Annotated in this window: 16 protein-coding genes; 3 read left to right on the top strand and 13 right to left on the bottom strand. The window is 61.9% G+C overall.

Translation table 11 applies throughout. From position 1 onward, the window contains the following. Positions 1 to 109 precede the first annotated feature (109 nt). Positions 110 to 325, bottom strand: a complete 216-nt coding sequence (rpsU, locus tag PC358_RS24400; protein WP_003255575.1) for a 30S ribosomal protein S21 — start codon at positions 323 to 325, stop codon at positions 110 to 112. 204 nt (positions 326 to 529) lie between these two features. On the opposite strand from rpsU, the gene tsaD reads away from it, so the two are divergent. Continuing rightward, positions 530 to 1,555 carry a tRNA (adenosine(37)-N6)-threonylcarbamoyltransferase complex transferase subunit TsaD gene (tsaD, locus tag PC358_RS24395; RefSeq protein WP_033703063.1) on the top strand — a complete coding sequence of 342 codons (1,026 nt, stop codon included), beginning with the start codon at positions 530 to 532 and terminating at the stop codon, positions 1,553 to 1,555. Between the two features lie 6 nt (positions 1,556 to 1,561). Here the strand turns inward: tsaD and plsY are convergent, their stop codons facing one another. Next, a complete protein-coding gene (gene plsY, locus PC358_RS24390; protein ID WP_033703062.1) occupies positions 1,562 to 2,131 on the bottom strand; it encodes a glycerol-3-phosphate 1-O-acyltransferase PlsY in 570 nt (189 codons plus the stop codon). Positions 2,132 to 2,205: 74 nt separating this feature from the next. Here plsY and folB point away from each other — a divergent pair, with 74 nt between their 5' ends. Next, on the top strand, positions 2,206 to 2,562 hold the full coding sequence (gene folB / locus PC358_RS24385) for a dihydroneopterin aldolase (protein ID WP_033703061.1): 357 nt from the start codon (positions 2,206 to 2,208) through the stop codon (positions 2,560 to 2,562). Then, positions 2,553 to 3,062 carry a 2-amino-4-hydroxy-6-hydroxymethyldihydropteridine diphosphokinase gene (gene folK / locus PC358_RS24380; protein WP_033703059.1) on the top strand — a complete coding sequence of 170 codons (510 nt, stop codon included), beginning with the start codon at positions 2,553 to 2,555 and terminating at the stop codon, positions 3,060 to 3,062. Before folB ends, folK begins: the two co-directional genes overlap by 10 nt. Positions 3,063 to 3,118: 56 nt before the next feature. Here folK and PC358_RS24375 read toward each other — a convergent pair whose 3' ends face one another. The 11 genes from PC358_RS24375 to PC358_RS24325 form a co-directional block, all read right to left on the bottom strand. Beyond that, positions 3,119 to 4,237, bottom strand: a complete 1,119-nt coding sequence (locus PC358_RS24375) for a multifunctional CCA addition/repair protein (protein WP_033703058.1) — start codon at positions 4,235 to 4,237, stop codon at positions 3,119 to 3,121. Positions 4,238 to 4,297: 60 nt separating this feature from the next. Then, the gene (locus PC358_RS24370) at positions 4,298 to 5,866 is read right to left on the bottom strand and encodes a SpoVR family protein (RefSeq protein ID WP_033703057.1); all 1,569 of its coding nucleotides are present in this window, start codon (positions 5,864 to 5,866) and stop codon (positions 4,298 to 4,300) included. Then, positions 5,863 to 7,134, bottom strand: a complete 1,272-nt coding sequence (locus PC358_RS24365; RefSeq protein ID WP_033703056.1) for a YeaH/YhbH family protein — start codon at positions 7,132 to 7,134, stop codon at positions 5,863 to 5,865. The genes PC358_RS24370 and PC358_RS24365 overlap by 4 nt, the downstream gene beginning before the upstream one ends. A 141-nt stretch (positions 7,135 to 7,275) precedes the next feature. Next, a complete protein-coding gene (locus PC358_RS24360) occupies positions 7,276 to 9,198 on the bottom strand; it encodes a PrkA family serine protein kinase (RefSeq protein WP_027594382.1) in 1,923 nt (640 codons plus the stop codon). Positions 9,199 to 9,481: 283 nt separating this feature from the next. Further along, positions 9,482 to 9,811, bottom strand: coding sequence for a thiosulfate sulfurtransferase GlpE (gene glpE / locus PC358_RS24355; RefSeq protein WP_033703055.1), 330 nt, complete (start codon positions 9,809 to 9,811; stop codon positions 9,482 to 9,484). A 14-nt stretch (positions 9,812 to 9,825) separates the two neighbouring features. After that, positions 9,826 to 10,692: a symmetrical bis(5'-nucleosyl)-tetraphosphatase gene (locus PC358_RS24350; protein ID WP_033703053.1), complete on the bottom strand. Its 867-nt coding sequence runs from the start codon at positions 10,690 to 10,692 to the stop codon at positions 9,826 to 9,828. Then, the gene (gene apaG, locus PC358_RS24345; protein ID WP_033703052.1) at positions 10,692 to 11,072 is read right to left on the bottom strand and encodes a Co2+/Mg2+ efflux protein ApaG; all 381 of its coding nucleotides are present in this window, start codon (positions 11,070 to 11,072) and stop codon (positions 10,692 to 10,694) included. Before apaG ends, PC358_RS24350 begins: the two co-directional genes overlap by 1 nt. 152 nt (positions 11,073 to 11,224) lie before the next feature. Next, entirely contained in the window at positions 11,225 to 12,025 is an 801-nt protein-coding gene (gene rsmA / locus PC358_RS24340) for a 16S rRNA (adenine(1518)-N(6)/adenine(1519)-N(6))-dimethyltransferase RsmA (protein WP_033703051.1), read from the bottom strand. After that, positions 12,022 to 13,011 carry a 4-hydroxythreonine-4-phosphate dehydrogenase PdxA gene (gene pdxA / locus PC358_RS24335; protein WP_033703049.1) on the bottom strand — a complete coding sequence of 330 codons (990 nt, stop codon included), beginning with the start codon at positions 13,009 to 13,011 and terminating at the stop codon, positions 12,022 to 12,024. Before pdxA ends, rsmA begins: the two co-directional genes overlap by 4 nt. Beyond that, on the bottom strand, positions 13,008 to 14,327 hold the full coding sequence (surA, locus tag PC358_RS24330) for a peptidylprolyl isomerase SurA (protein ID WP_033703048.1): 1,320 nt from the start codon (positions 14,325 to 14,327) through the stop codon (positions 13,008 to 13,010). The genes pdxA and surA overlap by 4 nt, the downstream gene beginning before the upstream one ends. Beyond that, positions 14,308 to 17,148: an LPS-assembly protein LptD gene (locus tag PC358_RS24325; RefSeq protein ID WP_033703047.1), complete on the bottom strand. Its 2,841-nt coding sequence runs from the start codon at positions 17,146 to 17,148 to the stop codon at positions 14,308 to 14,310. Before PC358_RS24325 ends, surA begins: the two co-directional genes overlap by 20 nt. Positions 17,149 to 17,253: the final 105 nt, after the last annotated feature.

The following is a 17,253-nucleotide window of genomic DNA, read 5'->3' as shown; positions in this document are numbered from 1 at the left end:
GTAGGGGCCTTGAGCTAGCTGCCCAAGTTTGAAGCAATTGTGTAGCAACCGCTGCCATCGGCCCGGCGGTGAGCCGGGCAGGGCAGAAGCTTTGCGTAGAACGTCTGTATTAGTACAGACGAACGGCGCGGCGCTGTTCGCGCTGAACTTTCTTGGCGTGACGCTTAACAGCGGCAGCTGCTTTACGCTTACGCTCTGCGGTCGGCTTCTCGTAAAACTCGCGGCTACGAACTTCAGCCAGTACACCGGCTTTTTCGCAGGAGCGCTTGAAACGACGCAGAGCTACGTCGAAGGGTTCGTTCTCTTTAACTTTGACGGCTGGCATCCAGGGCTACCTTAATTCATTACCGGGGTAGACGTGCTCCTGGCAAAACAAAGGTGTGCTGGAGAACGTCGGTTTTCAAGGGTTGCGGATGTTAACCCTTAGCTGGCCGGAATGCAAAGCCTCTGATCGAAAACCGCTGGTCGGCACCCGACACGGCGACTATCATGCGCGGCTTCGAATTCAGCCCCCACAAGGGACGAACCCATGCTAGTACTGGGATTGGAAACATCCTGCGACGAAACTGGCGTCGCATTATATGACAGCGAACGCGGCTTGTTGGCCGACGCGCTGTTCAGCCAGATCGACCTGCACCGCGTGTTCGGCGGTGTGGTCCCCGAGCTTGCCTCACGCGATCACGTCAAGCGCATGCTGCCGCTGATCCGCCAGGTGCTGGACGAGGCTGGCTGCGTGGCCACCGAGATCGACGCCATCGCCTACACCGCGGGTCCTGGGCTGGTCGGCGCGTTGCTGGTCGGAGCTTCCTGCGCCCAGGCGCTGGCGTTTGCCTGGGACATTCCGGCCATTGGTGTGCACCACATGGAAGGCCATCTTCTGGCGCCCATGCTGGAACAAACCCCACCCGAATTCCCGTTCGTCGCTTTGTTGGTGTCGGGCGGCCATACCCAGCTGGTACGGGTTGATGGCATCGGCCATTACCAACTGTTGGGCGAGAGCCTGGATGACGCGGCCGGTGAGGCCTTCGACAAAACCGCCAAGCTGATCGGCCTGAACTACCCAGGCGGCCCTGAAATCGCCCGGCTGGCCGAGCAGGGCGTACCGGGGCGCTTTGTCTTCCCACGGCCGATGACCGATCGCCCAGGCCTGGAATTCAGTTTCAGCGGCCTCAAGACGTTCGCCCTGAACACCTGGCAGCAATGCCGCGATGCTGGCGACGACGGTGAGCAAACCCGTTGCGACGTGTCCCTGGCATTCCAGCAGGCGGTGGTGGAGACTTTGACCATCAAGTGCAAGCGGGCCCTGAAGCAGACTGGCCTGAAGCGGCTGGTGATCGCCGGTGGCGTCAGCGCCAACAAGGCTTTGCGCGCGTCCCTCGAGGACATGCTGGGCAGCATGAAGGGCAACGTGTACTACGCGCGCCCGCAGTTCTGCACCGACAACGGCGCCATGATCGCCTATGCCGGCTGCCAGCGCCTGTTGGCGGGGCAGCAGCAGGACCTGGCGATCAGTGTGCAGGCGCGTTGGCCGATGGAGCAGTTACCGCCGGTCTGAATGGTGTCAGAAGTGGCGTTCGCGCCCGGCGAACAGGTCGCGCAGGTTGTTGCGATGACGCCAGACGATCATCACCGTGAGTACGCTGATCGGTAGCAAGGCCTCTGGCTCGCGCCAAGCGAGCAGGGGCAGGGTCAGCGGCGTGGCGATCAGCGCTGCCAGCGAGCTGGTGCGGGTGAGGTAGAAGGTCAGCAGCCAGGCGGCGATGGCCAGCAGTGCGGCTGGGAAGTACAGGGCCATGAGCAGGCCGGCGGCAGTCGCGACGCCCTTGCCGCCCTGGAAGCGAAAGTACAGCGGGAACAGGTGGCCCAGCACCGCGCATACGCCAACCCAGGCCTGCGCGTGCAGGTCGAGCCCGGCAAGGCGGGCGAGCAATACTGGCAACAAGCCCTTGCACAGGTCGCCAAGCAGGGTCAGGATCGCCAGCTTGCGGCCTGCCAGGCGTAGCATGTTGGTGGCCCCGGCATTGCCCGAACCGCTGGAACGGGGGTCCGGGCTACCGAACAGGCGGCTGAGGACGATGGCGAAGGACAGCGAGCCGAGCAGGTAGGCGAGCAGCGCCAATAACCAAAACATGCTAACTATTCCGGGCGAGGACGCCCTGATTCTAACGGCGCCAGTCGCCCTTGTCGTGCTGTGGAGAGAAGTGCTTGGACAGAGTGTTCATCGAAGGCCTGGAAGTCGATACCGTCATCGGTGCCTATGACTGGGAGCGGGATATTCGCCAGTGCTTGCGCCTGGACCTGAGTTTCGCCTGGGATAACCGCCCGGCAGCGGCCGGCGACGATCTCAGCCTGGCGCTGGACTACGCCAGTGTTTCGGCGCGTATCCAGGCATTTTCCGAGCAGGCGCGCTTCGAACTGGTGGAAACCTTCGCCGAGCGCCTGGTCGCGGTGCTGATGGAAGAATTCCAGATCCCGTGGGTGCGGCTGAAACTGACCAAGCCAGGCGCGGTCCCCGCTGCCCGTGGCGGTGTTGGCGTGGAGATCGAGCGCGGATGTCTCTGAACACGGTTTATCTGGGCCTGGGCAGCAACATCGACCGCGAGGCGCACCTTTGCGCGGGGCTTGATGCCTTGGCGGGCATCCTCACCGACATGCGTTGTTCGCCGGCGTTCGAGAGCCAGGCGGTGGGCATCAAGAGTGGCCCGTTCATCAATTTCGTGGTGACCGGCAAGACCGATCTGCCACTGATGGAGCTGGACCGCCGGCTCAAGTTCATCGAAGCCGACAACGGCCGCTACGCGCCCGAGCGCAAAGGGCTGCCGCTGGATATCGACGTGTTGATGTATGACGACCTGCACGGCACGTTCGATGGGTTGGTGCTGCCGCGGGCCGAGATTCTGAAAAACGCGTTCGTGTTGTGGCCATTGTCGCTCTTGGCGCCCGAGCTGGTGCACCCTGGGGTGGGCAAGCCCATGGCGCAGGTGTGGCAGGAGGCGCGGATTGATCAGGTGCTGGCCCCGGTCGCCTTCGAGTGGCGAGGGTTGCAGCTGACGCCGGCCTGAGCCTTGCCCTTTCGGTGCCTTGCCGGGCCTCTTCGCGGTGCCCGGCAATCGTGAAATCAGCCTTCTGCAGCGCTTTTGTAGGCCGTCAGCGCCTTTAATCGCTCACCTTTAAGCGACTCGCCCAACGCCTGCCCGGTCAGCCCAGCCTGCACCAGCGGCTTCACATCCACAGCCCTTGCCGCAGCTGCTGCCCCTCGCAGGTAGTCAGCCTGTGGATAAGCCAGACTGCCCTGGCGCGCGCGCGCATCCATCTCGCAGGCGCTGATGAAGTCGTCGAAGCGCTGTGGCCGCCGATACACGTCGAACTTCTGCAACAGCTCCAGCAATGCCGTGGACGGCAACTCAAGGGCCTGGTTGCATTGAGACAGGCACTCACCCACCAGTATGGCCAGCTCCTGGCAGTCTCGCGGCGCCTTGAAGCGCTGGCTGACCGCCTTGATCGTTGCTGGCTGCAGCTCGCGCAGCAGGCAAGCCCAGCGCACATGCAGTGGTTGATCATGCTGCGCGGCCTGCTCCAGGCCCGCCAAGGCGTGGGGGCTATCCTCAAGCTCTGGCAACAGTGCCTGCAAGGCATCGCAAGCGCGCAAGACCTCGAAGAACACCTGGGGTTGCGGCTCCATCAGCGCGCGCTCGATCTCTTTCCAGCTGCGTTCGGCGGTGAGCGCCTGCAGTTCGCCAGAGGCACTGATCTGACGCATCAGCGCCAGGGTTTCGTCAGCCACCTTGAAGCCCAGTGGCGCGTAGCGTGCGGCAAAGCGGGCAACCCTGAGTACCCGCAGGGGGTCTTCGGCGAACGCGGGGGACACGTGGCGTAAAAGGCGCCTTTCGAGGTCCTCTTTGCCGTGATAGGGGTCGTAAAGCGTGCCGTCGTCGTCCTCCGCCATCGCATTGATGGTCAGGTCGCGGCGGATCAGGTCTTCTTCGAGGGTGACGTCGGGGCTGGCATGGAAGGTAAACCCGCCATAGCCACGGCCACTTTTGCGCTCGGTGCGCGCCAGGGCGTATTCCTCACCGCTTCGGGGGTGGATGAACACCGGGAAATCAGCGCCTACCGGGCGGTAGCCCAGGGCCTGCATCTGTTCGACGGTGGCGCCAACCACCAGCCAGTCGATGTCGCTGACGGGGCGCCCGAGCAAGCGGTCGCGCACGGCGCCGCCAACTTTGTAGATGTGCATGTACAGCCTCCATAACTGCCCACAGGATAACCTGTTGGCAGTTATGCGGGGGCGTCGCGGCTAGAGGTGGTGGATGACGGCCAGGTCCATGCGGCCATAGTCGGCGCTTTCGCCATGCTCGCCGCGCGGAGGCATGTGATGGGTCTTCATGACCTGGTCGCCTTGTACGGTCTCCAGGTGAATGTCGAAGCCCCACAGGCGGTGCAGGTGCTTGAGCACTTCCTCGGTCGAGTCGCCCAGCGGTTTGCGGTTGTGTTGTTGGTGGCGCAGGGTCAGCGAGCGGTCGCCGCGGCGGTCGATGCTCCAGATCTGTACGTTGGGTTCACGGTTGCCCAGGTTGTATTGGGCCGCCAGTTGTTCGCGAATGAACCGGTACCCTGCCTCGTCATGGATAGCGGGTACCAGCAGGTCATCACGCTGGTCGTCGTCAAGAATGCTGAACAGCTTGAGGTCGCGGATCACCTTGGGCGACAGGTACTGCAGGATGAAGCTCTCGTCCTTGAAGCTGCTCATGGCGAACTTGATGGTCGAGAGCCAGTCGCTGCCGGCAATGTCGGGGAACCAGTGGCGATCTTCTTCGGTTGGGTTTTCGCAGATGCGGCGGATGTCGGTGTACATCGCAAAGCCAAGCGCATAGGGGTTAATGCCGTTGTAGTACGGGCTGTCGAAACCTGGCTGGAACACCACGCTGGTGTGCGACTGCAGGAACTCCATGATGAAACCGTCGGTGACCAGGCCCTCGTCGTACAGGTCGTTCATCAGCGTGTAGTGCCAGAAGGTGGCCCACCCTTCGTTCATCACCTGGGTCTGGCGCTGCGGATAGAAGTACTGCGCTATCTTGCGCACGATGCGCACCACTTCGCGCTGCCAGGGTTCGAGCAGGGGGGCGTGCTTTTCGATGAAGTACAGGATGTTTTCCTGAGGTTCGGCGGGGAAGCGCGCATCATCACGCTCACCACCCTTCTCCGCGCCCTTGGGGATAGTGCGCCACAGGTCGTTGATCTGCCGTTGCAGGTGCTCTTCACGCTCCTTCTGCCGGCGCCGCTCCTCCTCGGCAGAAATGGGGTAGGGGCGCTTGTAGCGGTCGACACCGTAATTCATCAGCGCGTGGCAGGAGTCGATGAGGTCTTCGACGGCATCGATGCCGTGGCGCTCTTCACACTGGGCGATGTACTGCTTGGCAAACACCAGGTAGTCGATGATCGAACTGGCATCGGTCCAGGTGCGGAACAGGTAGTTGCCCTTGAAAAAGCTGTTGTGGCCATAGCAGGCATGGGCGATTACCAGTGCCTGCATGCACATGGTGTTTTCTTCCATCAGGTAGGCGATGCACGGGTCGGAGTTGATCACGATCTCGTACGCCAGGCCCATCTGGCCCCTACTGTAGGACTTTTCGGTACTGAGGAACTGCTTGCCATAGGACCAGTGGTGGTAGCCCAGCGGCATGCCTACCGAGGCGTAGGCATCCATCATCTGTTCGGCGGTAATCACTTCGATCTGGTTGGGATAGGTGTCCAGGGCGTAACGCTCGGCCAGGCGGCTGATTTCCCGGTCGTAGGTCTGGATCAGGTCGAACGTCCATTCGGACCCGGTGGAAATAGGTTGGCGTTTCTGAGCTCTGGCGGTCATGTGGCTAACCTGCGCTGGAAGAGTTCACGGAAGACCGGGTAGATGTCGCCGGCCGATACCAACTGCTGCTGGGCGAACGTGTCGGGGAAGCCTTCGCCGATTCGCTCGTACTCGTACCACAGCGCCTGATGCTCACGGGGGGTGATCTCGACGTAAGTGTAGTACTGCACGTGCGGCATGATCTGCTTGGAGAGGATCTCGCGGCAGATCGGCGAGTCGTCGTTCCAGTTGTCGCCGTCGGAGGCCTGGGCGGCATAGATGTTCCAGTCACTGGCCGGGTAGCGCTCGGCCATGATTTCCTGCATCAGCTTGAGCGCGCTGGAGACGATGGTGCCGCCGGTCTCCCGCGAATAGAAGAACTCTTCCTCGTCCACTTCCCGCGCACTGGTGTGATGGCGGATGAAGACCACTTCGATGCGGTCGTAATTACGCTTGAGGAACAGGTACAGGAGGATGAAGAAGCGCTTGGCGATGTCCTTGGTGGCCTGGGTCATGGAGCCGGAAACGTCCATCAGGCAGAACATCACAGCTTTCGAACTGGGGTTGGGCTGCTTGACCAGCAGGTTGTACTTGAGGTCGAAGGTGTCGAGGAAGGGCAGGCGGTTGATGCGTGCCTTGAGCCGTTCGATTTCTTGCTCGACTTCCTGGATGTCGGTGAAGTTGTCAGGTTCCTCGACCTTCAGACGGTCGAGTTCTTTCTGCGCTTCGCGCAACAAGGCACGGCTGCTGCCGGTCAGGGCAATACGCCGGGCATGGGCAGAACGCAGGGTGCGAACGATGTTGATGCGTGATGGGTTGCCTTCGTTGGCAATACCGGCACGTACAGTCTTGAAGGTGTCGGCACCGGTCAGGTGGCGTTTGACCAGGTTGGGCAGTTCGAGGTCTTCGAACATGAATTCCAGAAACTCTTCCTGGGTGATCTGGAAGACGAACTCATCCATGCCCTCGCCAGAGTTGCCGGCCTTGCCACGGCCACCGCCGCCGCCACCACCCTGGGGCCTTGGGATGTGTTCGCCGGCGGTGAATTCCTTGTTGCCAGGGTGCACGATGGTCTGTTTGCCGCCACGACCGTGGTGCAACACCGGTTCATCGATATCCCGTCCCGGAATGCTGATCTGCTCGCCATGCTCCATGTCCATGATGGAGCGGCGGCTCACGGCCTCTTCGACGGCCTTCTTGATGTGCTCACGGTAGCGCCGCAGAAAACGCTGGCGGTTGACCGTGCTCTTGTTCTTGCCGTTCAGGCGTCGGTCGATTACGTAGCTCATGGTCCCTCCGGTGACTGGATGCAGCTGCAAGCCACGAGCTTCAAGCTGCAAGAAAGAGCAGCCACCGCGGCTGCAAGCTGTGGCGTAGACAGAAGCGCCGACGCCGGGCAGCTTGCAGCTTGCGGCTAGAAGCTTGCCGCTTTATTGCGATTTCCTGACCCGCAGGTACCATTCCGACAGCAAGCGCACCTGCTTGTCGGTGTAACCACGCTCCACCATCCGGGTGACGAAGTCGTTGTGTTTCTTCTGGTCTTCCTTGCTGGCCTTGGCATTGAAGCTGATGACCGGCAGCAGGTCTTCGGTGTTGGAGAACATTTTCTTCTCGATCACCACCCGCAGTTTTTCATAGCTCAGCCAGCTCGGGTTCTTGCCGTTGTTGTTGGCGCGTGCGCGCAGTACGAAGTTGACGATCTCGTTGCGGAAGTCTTTCGGGTTGCTGATGCCGGCAGGCTTCTCGATCTTCTCCAGTTCTTCGTTGAGGGCAATACGGTTGAGGATCTCGCCGGTTTCCGGGTCGCGGTATTCCTGGTCTTGAATCCAGAAGTCGGCGTACAGCACATAGCGGTCGAAGATGTTCTGGCCGTACTCGCTGTAAGACTCGAGGTAGGCGGTCTGGATTTCCTTGCCGATGAACTCGATGTAGCGCGGCGCCAGGTATTCCTTCAGGTAGCGCAGGTAGCGTTCGCGCACTTCGGCCGGGAACTGTTCCTGTTCGATCTGTTGTTCGAGCACATACAGCAGGTGAACCGGGTTGGCTGCGATCTCGTGCGGGTCGAAGTTGAAGACCTTGGACAGGATCTTGAAGGCGAAGCGGGTCGACAGGCCGTTCATGCCCTCGTCGACGCCTGCCGAGTCCCGGTATTCCTGGATCGACTTGGCCTTTGGATCGGTGTCCTTGAGGTTTTCACCGTCGTAGACACGCATCTTCGAATAGATGTTGGAGTTTTCGGGCTCCTTGAGGCGCGAGAGCACGGTGAACTGGGCCAGCATCTTGAGGGTGTCGGGCGCGCAATGGGCCTTGGCCAGCGAGCTGTTGACCAGCAGTTTGTCGTAGATCTTGATTTCGTCACTGACGCGCAGGCAGTAGGGCACCTTGACGATGTAGATCCGGTCGATGAACGCTTCGTTGTTTTTGTTGTTGCGGAAGGTGTGCCACTCCGATTCGTTGGAGTGGGCCAGCAGGATGCCGGTGTAGGGGATCGCCCCCAGCCCCTCGGTACTGTTGTAGTTACCTTCCTGGGTCGCCGTCAGCAGGGGGTGCAGGACCTTGATCGGCGCCTTGAACATCTCGACGAATTCCATCAGGCCCTGGTTGGCCCGGCACAGCGCACCCGAATAGCTGTAGGCGTCGGCGTCGTTCTGTGGGTATTCCTCGAGTTTGCGGATGTCCACCTTGCCCACCAGGGCAGAGATGTCCTGGTTGTTCTCATCGCCGGGTTCGGTCTTGGCGATGGCGATCTGGTTAAGGATCGAGGGGTAGAGTTTGACCACCTTGAACTTGGAGATATCGCCGCCGAACTCCTGCAGGCGCTTGGTGGCCCAGGGCGACATGATGGTGTTCAGGTAGCGCCGTGGGATCCCAAACTCTTCCTCGAGAATGGCCCCATCTTCGGTGGCGTTGAACAAACCCAGTGGTGATTCGAATACAGGCGAGCCCTTGATGGCGTAGAAGGGCACCTTCTCCATCAGTTGCTTGAGCTTCTCGGCCAGCGACGACTTGCCGCCGCCTACCGGGCCCAGCAGGTAAAGGATTTGCTTCTTCTCTTCCAGGCCCTGCGCCGCGTGGCGGAAGTACGAAACGATCTGGTCGATGCATTCTTCCATGCCATGGAAGTCTTCAAAGGCCGGATAGCGCCGAATGACCTTGTTCGAGAAGATCCGTGAAAGCCTGGAATTGTTGGAGGTGTCGACAAGCTCCGGTTCGCCGATGGCCAGCAACAGCCGTTCTGCCGCCGAAGCGTAGGCGCTGCGATCCTGCTTGCACAGCTCGAGGTACTCCTGCAGCGAAAGTTCTTCCTGGCGGGTGGACTCGAAACGTTGTTGGAAGTGGCTAAAAATGCTCATGACGTCACCTCGCTCGATACGTGGAGACGACGCCGGATCAGTCAGCTGATGCTGGCATGCAACCGGGTTCGCCGATTGCTGTATACCCCCCAGAACACCCTTGAAACGCTACCGATGACCCGCACGCCGGTGTACCGGCTCTCCCCTTTTTTGGATGGCCTGGGCTTAAGGATAGTTGGTAATACGCAAGGTCAAGGGCGCGAGGCCGAGAAGTTGCTCGCGACCGTTCGTCAGGTGAGCCGCAAGCCCGCATAGGGCGCGGGCTGCAGTAAAAATGAAAAAATTATTCAGCGGCGCCTTGGGCAGTCTCGCCCGGGTAGGTGGCGCGCCACAGCTCAAAGCCGCCATCGACGCTGTACACCTCCGAGAAGCCCTGGCCGGCCAGGTACGCGGCGGCGCTTTGGCTGGAATTGCCGTGGTAGCAGACCACCAGGGTCGGTGCATCGAGGTCGGCATTGCGGATGAAATCGGCGACCGAATGGTTATCCAGGTGGGTGGCGCCGTTGATGTGGCCGGCCGCAAAGGCCTGTGGGTCGCGAATATCGACCACTACCGCACCTTGCGCGCGCAGGGCCAGGGCCTGCTCGGGAGGGATGCGCTTGAATTCGCTCATGGGTACGGTTTCCTTCAGGGCTGATCGTTGAGTCTAGTGGGTTGTGCCGGCGTGCGTACGGTGCCGTCGTCGGCGCAGTCGCAGCGATGGTATTCACCGCTGTCGACGTTATAGAGGGTCATGGCACCGCCCCACACGCAACCGGTGTCCAGGGCGATGATGCCGGGCTCGTCGACGCGCCCTTCAAGGGCGGCCCAGTGGCCGAAGATGATCTTCACATGCCGCGAGCGGCGGTCCTTGTGCGCAAACCAGGGCTTGTAGCCTTTGGGGGCTGCGCCCAAGCCTTCCTTGCTCTTGAGGTCGAGCTTGCCCTCGGGGGTGCAGAAGCGCATGCGCGTGAGGTAGTTGGTGATCACCCGCAGGCGCTCGATACCTGTGAGGTTCTTGCTCCACTTGTTCGGCTCGTTGCCGTACATGCCATCGAGGTAGAGCTTGAGGCGCCCGTCGTCCCGCAGCACTTCCTCGACTTCGGCGGCAAGCTCAAGGGCTCGGCCCAGGGTCCACTGTGGCGGTATGCCGGCATGTACCATGGCGATACCGCGGGGCTCGTCGTAATGCAGCAGTTTTTGCCGGCGCAGCCAGTCGAACAGCAGGTCGGCGTCTGGCGCTTCGAGGATAGCGCCCAGGGTGTCGCTCTTTTTCAGGCGTTCGACGTTGTGCCAGGCGGCCAGCAGGTGCAGGTCATGGTTGCCCAGCACGCACACCAGCGAGTCACGGATCGAGTAAAGGAAGCGCAGGGTTTCCAGCGACTCGGGGCCGCGGTTGACCAGGTCACCGACCAACCAGAGGCGGTCGATGGCGGGGTTGAAGCGCACGCGTTCGAGCAGGCATTTGAGCGGTTGCAGGCAGCCTTGCAGGTCACCGACGGCGTAGGTCGCCATCAGTGCAGGGCTCCGGGTACCGCCAGGCGGAAGGGCGCGATCTGGGCATCGAAGCGTTTACCGTCTTCGGCGAACATCTGGTAGCTGCCCTGCATGGTGCCGACGCGGGTGCTGATGACCGCGCCACTGCTGTAGGTATGGCTCTGGCCCGGGTCGATGTTCGGTTGCTGGCCGACCACGCCGGCGCCGCGCACTTCCTCTACTTCGCCATCACCGTTGGTGATCAGCCAGTGTCGGGACAGCAACTTGGCCGTGACCGAGCCGTTGTTCTGCACGGTAATGGTGTAGGCGAAAGCGAAACGACTGTTTTCGGGGTCGGATTGTTCTTTGAGGTAGCGGGTCACGACGCTGACGTCGATCTGATAGCGGGGATCGGACATGCAAAGGCCTTGGGCGAACTGACGCAATAATGCAGTCTAGGCCATTGGCGGGGGGGAGGGCCAGCGGTGTGGTCGCGGGCAGGCATGTCAGCAGGGGGGGGTGGTGCCGGCCTCTTCACGGGTGAACCGCGAAGAGGCCGGTGCAGGCGCTATCAGGCTTGTTGGTCAGCCAACTGGTCTGCCAGGCGCACGAAGGCCGCCAGGTCCAGCTGCTCAGGCCTCAGGCTGCCATCAACGCCAGCGGCTTCGATCGCCTGGCTGTCGAGCAGGCCTTTGAGGGTGTTGCGCAGTGTCTTGCGACGCTGGTTGAAGGCTTCGCGAACGACCCGCTCCAGCAGCAGGTGGTCCTTGGCTGGGAACGGCAGCACTTCGTGTGGCACCAGGCGCACGATGGCCGAGTCCACCTTTGGCGGCGGGTTGAACGCGCCAGGGCCGACGTTGAACAGGTGTTCGACCCGGCAGTGGTACTGCACCATGATCGACAGGCGGCCCCAGTCACCGCCACCCGGGCCTGCGGCCATGCGCTCGACCACTTCCTTCTGCAGCATGAAGTGCATGTCGCGGATCAGCCCGGCGTGGCTGAGCAGGTGGAAGATCAGCGGGGTGGAAATGTTGTAGGGCAGGTTGCCGACCACCTTGAGGCTGCGCGGTGGCACGCCGAGCTGGTTGAAGTCGAACTTCAGGGCGTCGCCCTGGTGCAGGCGGAAGTTGTCACGGCCGGCGAACTTGTGCTGCAGGATCGGCACCAGGTCCTTGTCCAGTTCCACCACGTCCAGCTGTGCACCGCTGCCCAGCAGGCCCTCGGTGAGGGCGCCCTGGCCTGGGCCGATTTCCAGCAGGTGTTCACCCGCCTTGGCGTGGATGGCGCGCAGGATGCGGTCGATGATGCCGGCGTCGTGCAGGAAGTTCTGACCGAAGCGCTTGCGCGCCCGGTGTTGGTATTGCTCGTTCATGGTCGGTTCTCGGCCATCTGGTAGGCGGTTTCCAGGGCAACCCGCAGGCTGCCGGTATCAACCTTGCCGGTGCCGGCCAGGTCCAGGGCGGTGCCGTGGTCGACCGACGTGCGGATGATCGGCAGGCCCAGCGTCACATTGACGGCGGCGCCGAAGCCTTTGTACTTGAGTACGGGCAGGCCCTGGTCGTGGTACATCGCCAGCACTGCGTCGCAGTGCTCCAGATATTTGGGGGTAAACAGGGTATCGGCCGGCAGCGGTCCGCGCAGGTCCATGCCTTCGGTGCGCAGGCGGGCCAGTGTCGGTTCGATGATGTCGATTTCTTCGCGGCCCAGATGGCCGCCTTCTCCGGCGTGCGGGTTGAGGCCGCAGACCAGGATGCGAGGGTTGGCAATGCCGAACTTGTCGCGCATATCGGCGTGCAAAATGCGGGTGACACGCTCGACGCGTTCAGCGGTGATCGCGTCGGCAATCTCGCGCAGCGGCAGGTGAGTGGTCACCAGGGCCACGCGCAGGCCGCGGGTCGCGAGCATCATCACCACTTGCGCGGTGTGGGTCAGCTCGGCGAGGAACTCGGTATGCCCGGAAAAGGCAATGCCGCTCTCGTTGATCACGCCCTTGTGCACAGGGGCGGTGATCATCCCGGCGAAATGCCCGTCCAGGCAGCCAGTGCCTGCGCGGGTCAGGGTTTGCAGGACGAAGGCGGCATTGGCCTTGTCCAGCTGGCCTGCCGTCACGGCGGTGGCCAGGGGGGTATCCCAGACATACAAGCTGCCCGCAGGCGCTGGCTGGTCGGGCCAGTGGTCCGGCGCTACGGGCAGCAGGTTGACGGCCAGCCCCAGCTGCGTGGCCCGCTCGGCGAGCAGGTCACGGCTGGTGATGGCAATCAGGGGGTGGGGCTGGGCGTCTGCGGCGAGCAGCAGGCACAGGTCGGGACCTATGCCGGCTGGTTCACCGGGGGTGACGGCGAAGCGCAGGGGCTTCACTGTGCAGCCTGGTCGGCGCCAGGCAGCTTGATTTCAACGTAGGCTTCGTCGCGGATCTGGCGCAGCCAGGTCTGCAGCTCTTCGTCGTACTTGCGGTTGCGCAGCACGTTCAATGCCTGCTGTTCACGCGCCTGTTCGGTGCTGTCGGTGGCGCGGCGGCCTAGCACTTCCAGGACGTGCCAGCCGTACTGGGTCTTGAACGGTTTGGTGACTTCGCCTTGGGCTGCGTTGGCCATCTGCTCACGGAACTCAGGCACCAGGCTGTTTGGGTCGACCCAGTTTAGGTCGCCGCCGTTAAGCGCCGAGCCCGGGTCTTCCGAGAAGCTCTTGGCCAGCTCGCCGAAGTCTTCGCCGTTCTTGATGCGGTCGTACAGGCGTTCGGCCAATTGCTCGGTGGCTGCGTCGCTGCGGATTTCGCTCGGCTTGATCAGGATGTGGCGTACATGCACTTCGTCACGCAGCACGTTCTCGCTGCCACCACGCTTCTCTTCCAGTTTGAGGATGATGAAGCCGTTGGGGATACGGATTGGCTGGGTGACATCGCCAGTGGCCATGTTGCTGAGCATCTTGGCGAAGTCAGGTGGCAGCTGGCCGGCTTTACGCCAGCCCATCTCGCCGCCTTCCAGGGCGTTCTCGCTGGCGGAGCGGGCGATGGCCAGCTGGCCGAAGTCCGCGCCTTGCTTGAGCTGCTGGTAGACATCGCCGGCCTGCCGGGCAGCCGCCTGGATGGCGTCGGAGTTGGCGCTTTCCGGGGTCGGGATAAGGATGTTGGCCAGGCGATACTCTTCCGAGAGCTGCATCTTGCCCAGGTCCGAGTTGAGGAAGTTTTTCACTTCCTGCTCGGAAACCTGGATGCGCTCGGCCACACGGCGCTGGCGCACGCGGCTGATGATCATCTCGCGCTTGACCTGCTCGCGAGCGTCGTCGAACGACAGACCGTCATGGGCCAGGGCCGCGCGGAACTGGTCCAGCGACATGCCGTTGCGCTGGGCAATGGTGCCGATGGCCTGGTTCAGCTCCTCATCGGTGATGCGGATGCCGGAACGCTCGCCGATCTGCAGTTGCAGGTTTTCGACGATCAGGCGCTCAAGCACCTGTTGTTCGAGGGCGCTGGTCGGTGGCGCGCCGGCGCCACGTTTGGCGATGGTTTGCTGAACTTCATGGACGCGCTGGTCCAGTTGGCTCTGCATGACCACGTCGTTGTCGACGATGGCCACCACGCGGTCCAGAGGTTGTACCGCGGCATGCACCGCGCCACTCAGCAAAGCGGCGCCCAGCAACACTGGGCGCAGACGATCAATAAGCTTGGTCTTCACGTGTACGGTAACCTTGAATGCCTTCGTCGAGGAAAGATTCGACCTTGTTGCCCACTACACCACCGAGGCCTTTCAGCACGATCTGCAGGAAGATACCGTGGTCGCCTTTTTCGTTCGCTGGAAGGGCTTGGCTGAAGTCGTCGTAGTCGATCCAGTAACGGTTGATCAGGCGCAGCTTCCAGCAGCAGTTGTCATACTCGAAACCGCCCATGGCTTCCAGGGTGCGGTTGCGGTTGTAGTCATGCTGCCAGCGAGCGATGACGCTCCACTGCGGAACGATCGGCCAGATGACCGAGAAGTCATGCTGCTGGATCTTGTAGTAGTCCTTGATGTAGTTCTCGCTGCCTGGCACACCGTAGTCGCCGCCGCCCACTTTCCAGGTACCGGTCTGGGAGTCGTAGGAGATGGTGTCGTTGCGGTAGCGATAACCGAGGTTGACCACCTTGTTCGGGTTGTCTTCAGGCTGGTAGTGGAACATCGCGCTGCCCGAGCGGGTGCTGCGGCTGTCCGGGTCCCAGTTGAAGTCCGAATTGAAGCGCCAGTCGCGGTTGAACGCATAGTTGTACACCAGGGCGTACGGCGAAACGTCGGCCTGCGAGTCGGCGCGGGTCTTGTAGTTGATACCCGGCAACTGGACCTTGCGATCCTTGAAGTAGTAGGCCTGGCCGATGCTGAAGCTCTGCCGCTCGAAGCCATCGTCCTCGATCCAGCGCGTGGTCACGCCCAGCGACAGTTTGTTCTCGTCGCCGATGCGGTCGGTGCCGCTGAAGCGGTTGTCGCGGAACAGCGAGTCGTAGCTGAACAGCGTTTCACCCGAGTCGAACAGCGGGATGTCCTTCTGGTCCTTGTACGGGACGTAGAGGTAGAACAGGCGCGGTTCGAGGGTTTGCTTGTAATTGGTGCCGAACATCGAGGTGTTGCGGTCGAAATACAACCCGCTGTCCACGCTGAAGATTGGCACGTCACGGTTCACCGTGCCGCTGTAGCTGCCATAAGCTACCGGATCAGCTGCCTGCAGCCTGATAGCGTCGGCCTTGCCTTTGCTGTCCAGGTCGAGGTCGTAATGGGTGTAGGCGTACTTCAGTTTTGGCGTCAGGTAGCCGTAGCTGGCTTCCATCGGCAGGCTGATCGATGGCGCGAAGTTCAGACGTGTGCCGTTGGCACGGGCAATACCGGCAATGTTCTGGTCAAGCCGTCGGCCGCCCAGCACTTGCCCGGTAATCGGGTCCCTTACAACGCCTGCTGTCGTGTCTGGCACGCCGTCCTTGTTGAATACCAGGTCGTCTTTCAGGTCACGATCAAAGCGAACCGCTTCAGTCTCATAAGCAAGGTTCAGCCCACCCGGCTCGAACGGCAGCTTACCGTTGAAGGTGATCTGCGGCAGGCGGTCATACGGCGTGATCTGCGAGATGGTCGCCATCTCGTAGGCATGCACGTTCAACCGCGCGGTGTAGCTGTCGCCACGGTAGGTCAGGGCGCCCTGCTGGTTGAGCAGGTCCTGGGTCTCTACGCCGATCTGGTCGGATTCGAGGTCCTGGAAGTAGAACGGGTCGCTGATGTCGGTGTAGTCCACCTCGGCCATCAGGCGCTCGTCCAGGCCACCCTTGTGCTGCCAGTTGACCATCCAGCGCTGTTCTTTGTAGTCAGTCTGGTCTTTACGGTCGTCGTTCTTGTCGTTCAGGTACGCGCCGCCGAACTGGCCTTCGCTGGACGGGGTCAGGTAACGGAACTCACCTTCCATCAGCAGGCCGCGCTTGGTCATGTAGCGCGGGTACAACGTGGCGTCATAGTTTGGCGCCAGGTTGAAGTAGTACGGGGTGACCAGCATGAAGCCGGTGTCGCTGCTGCTGCTGAACGAGGGCGGCAGGAAGCCGGACTGGCGACGGTCGTCGATCGGGAAGTAGATGTACGGTGTGTAGAACACCGGGAAATCCTTGACCCGCAAGGTGACGTTGGTCGCCGTGCCGAAACCGGTGGCCGGGTTCAGGGTGATGTTGTTGCCCTTCAGCTGCCAGGCGTTGCTGCCCGGTTCGCAGGTGGTGTACGTACCGTCCTTGAGACGGATGATGGCGTTTTCGCCACGTTTGGCGTACAGGGCGTTGCCGCGGATGTGCGACTTGTGCATCACGTATTCGGCGTTGTCGACCTGGGCTTCGCCCGTGTCGAGCTGGATCTGCGCCTCGTCACCGACCACCAGCGAGCCGTTGTCACGGATCTTGACGTTGCCCTTGAGCTCGCCACGGTTCTCGGTCTGGTAGAGGTTGGCCTCGTCGGCCTCGGCCTGCATGCTGCCCTGGCGCATCACCACGTTACCGGCGAGGGTAGCGATCTGCTGCTCCTGCTGGTACTTGGACACCTTGGCATTGATGTAGGTCGGCGACTCGTCCTTGGGCGTGGTGTCGGCCATGCCAGGGCGGGTCGGCTCGATGTACGCGCCACCGCAGTACGGGCCGGTTTCGGCCAGCTGGGCGGCGGTGAGCTTGTCACGCGGGACCCAGTCGAGGTGGCTGTAGTCTTCGCTGCGCGACTTCAGGCCACGGCCCTTGGCCTCGGTGACCAGCATCGGCTTGTCCGCGGTTTCGGCTTCGCCCGCCTGGGCTTCGGTACCGGAACTGAGGGCAGCACCCTCGTGCACCGGACGCGGCGGCAGGTTGTTGACAGGCGCCTTGGGCTTGCAGTCCCAACCACCGGAGGCGGACACTTGGCAGTCGAACTGTTCGGCTGCCACGACGTACGACGTGGCCAGAGGTTGCAGGGCCAGCAAACCGCCGGTGACCAGCAACGGAAACTTTCTACGAAACGCGGGGGATTTCAATGCCATCTTATTAGTCCGGGCTTCCTGCGTGCCATCTGCCCGCGTGTGGGGCCGCACGCCTCTCGATGGTCTGAAAAAGATGCTGGATAATAAAGCATGACCCGCTTGACG

The organism is Pseudomonas capeferrum (assembly GCF_000731675.1).
GTDB classification, from domain to species: Bacteria; Pseudomonadota; Gammaproteobacteria; order Pseudomonadales; family Pseudomonadaceae; genus Aquipseudomonas; species Aquipseudomonas capeferrum.
This window is presented reverse-complemented; position numbering and strand designations above follow the sequence as displayed.

Excerpts from the sequence above, each read along its gene's own strand:
- rpsU (WP_003255575.1), bottom strand. The coding sequence starts at position 325 with ATGCCAGCCGTCAAAGTTAAAGAGAACGAACCCTTCGACGTAGCTCTG.
- tsaD (WP_033703063.1), top strand. The coding sequence starts at position 530 with ATGCTAGTACTGGGATTGGAAACATCCTGCGACGAAACTGGCGTCGCA.
- plsY (WP_033703062.1), bottom strand. The coding sequence starts at position 2,131 with ATGTTTTGGTTATTGGCGCTGCTCGCCTACCTGCTCGGCTCGCTGTCC.
- folK (WP_033703059.1), top strand. The coding sequence starts at position 2,553 with ATGTCTCTGAACACGGTTTATCTGGGCCTGGGCAGCAACATCGACCGC.
- PC358_RS24375 (WP_033703058.1), bottom strand. The coding sequence starts at position 4,237 with ATGCACATCTACAAAGTTGGCGGCGCCGTGCGCGACCGCTTGCTCGGG.
- PC358_RS24370 (WP_033703057.1), bottom strand. The coding sequence starts at position 5,866 with ATGACCGCCAGAGCTCAGAAACGCCAACCTATTTCCACCGGGTCCGAA.
- PC358_RS24365 (WP_033703056.1), bottom strand. The coding sequence starts at position 7,134 with ATGAGCTACGTAATCGACCGACGCCTGAACGGCAAGAACAAGAGCACG.
- PC358_RS24360 (WP_027594382.1), bottom strand. The coding sequence starts at position 9,198 with ATGAGCATTTTTAGCCACTTCCAACAACGTTTCGAGTCCACCCGCCAG.
- glpE (WP_033703055.1), bottom strand. The coding sequence starts at position 9,811 with ATGAGCGAATTCAAGCGCATCCCTCCCGAGCAGGCCCTGGCCCTGCGC.
- PC358_RS24350 (WP_033703053.1), bottom strand. The coding sequence starts at position 10,692 with ATGGCGACCTACGCCGTCGGTGACCTGCAAGGCTGCCTGCAACCGCTC.
- apaG (WP_033703052.1), bottom strand. The coding sequence starts at position 11,072 with ATGTCCGATCCCCGCTATCAGATCGACGTCAGCGTCGTGACCCGCTAC.
- rsmA (WP_033703051.1), bottom strand. The coding sequence starts at position 12,025 with ATGAACGAGCAATACCAACACCGGGCGCGCAAGCGCTTCGGTCAGAAC.
- PC358_RS24325 (WP_033703047.1), bottom strand. The coding sequence starts at position 17,148 with ATGGCATTGAAATCCCCCGCGTTTCGTAGAAAGTTTCCGTTGCTGGTC.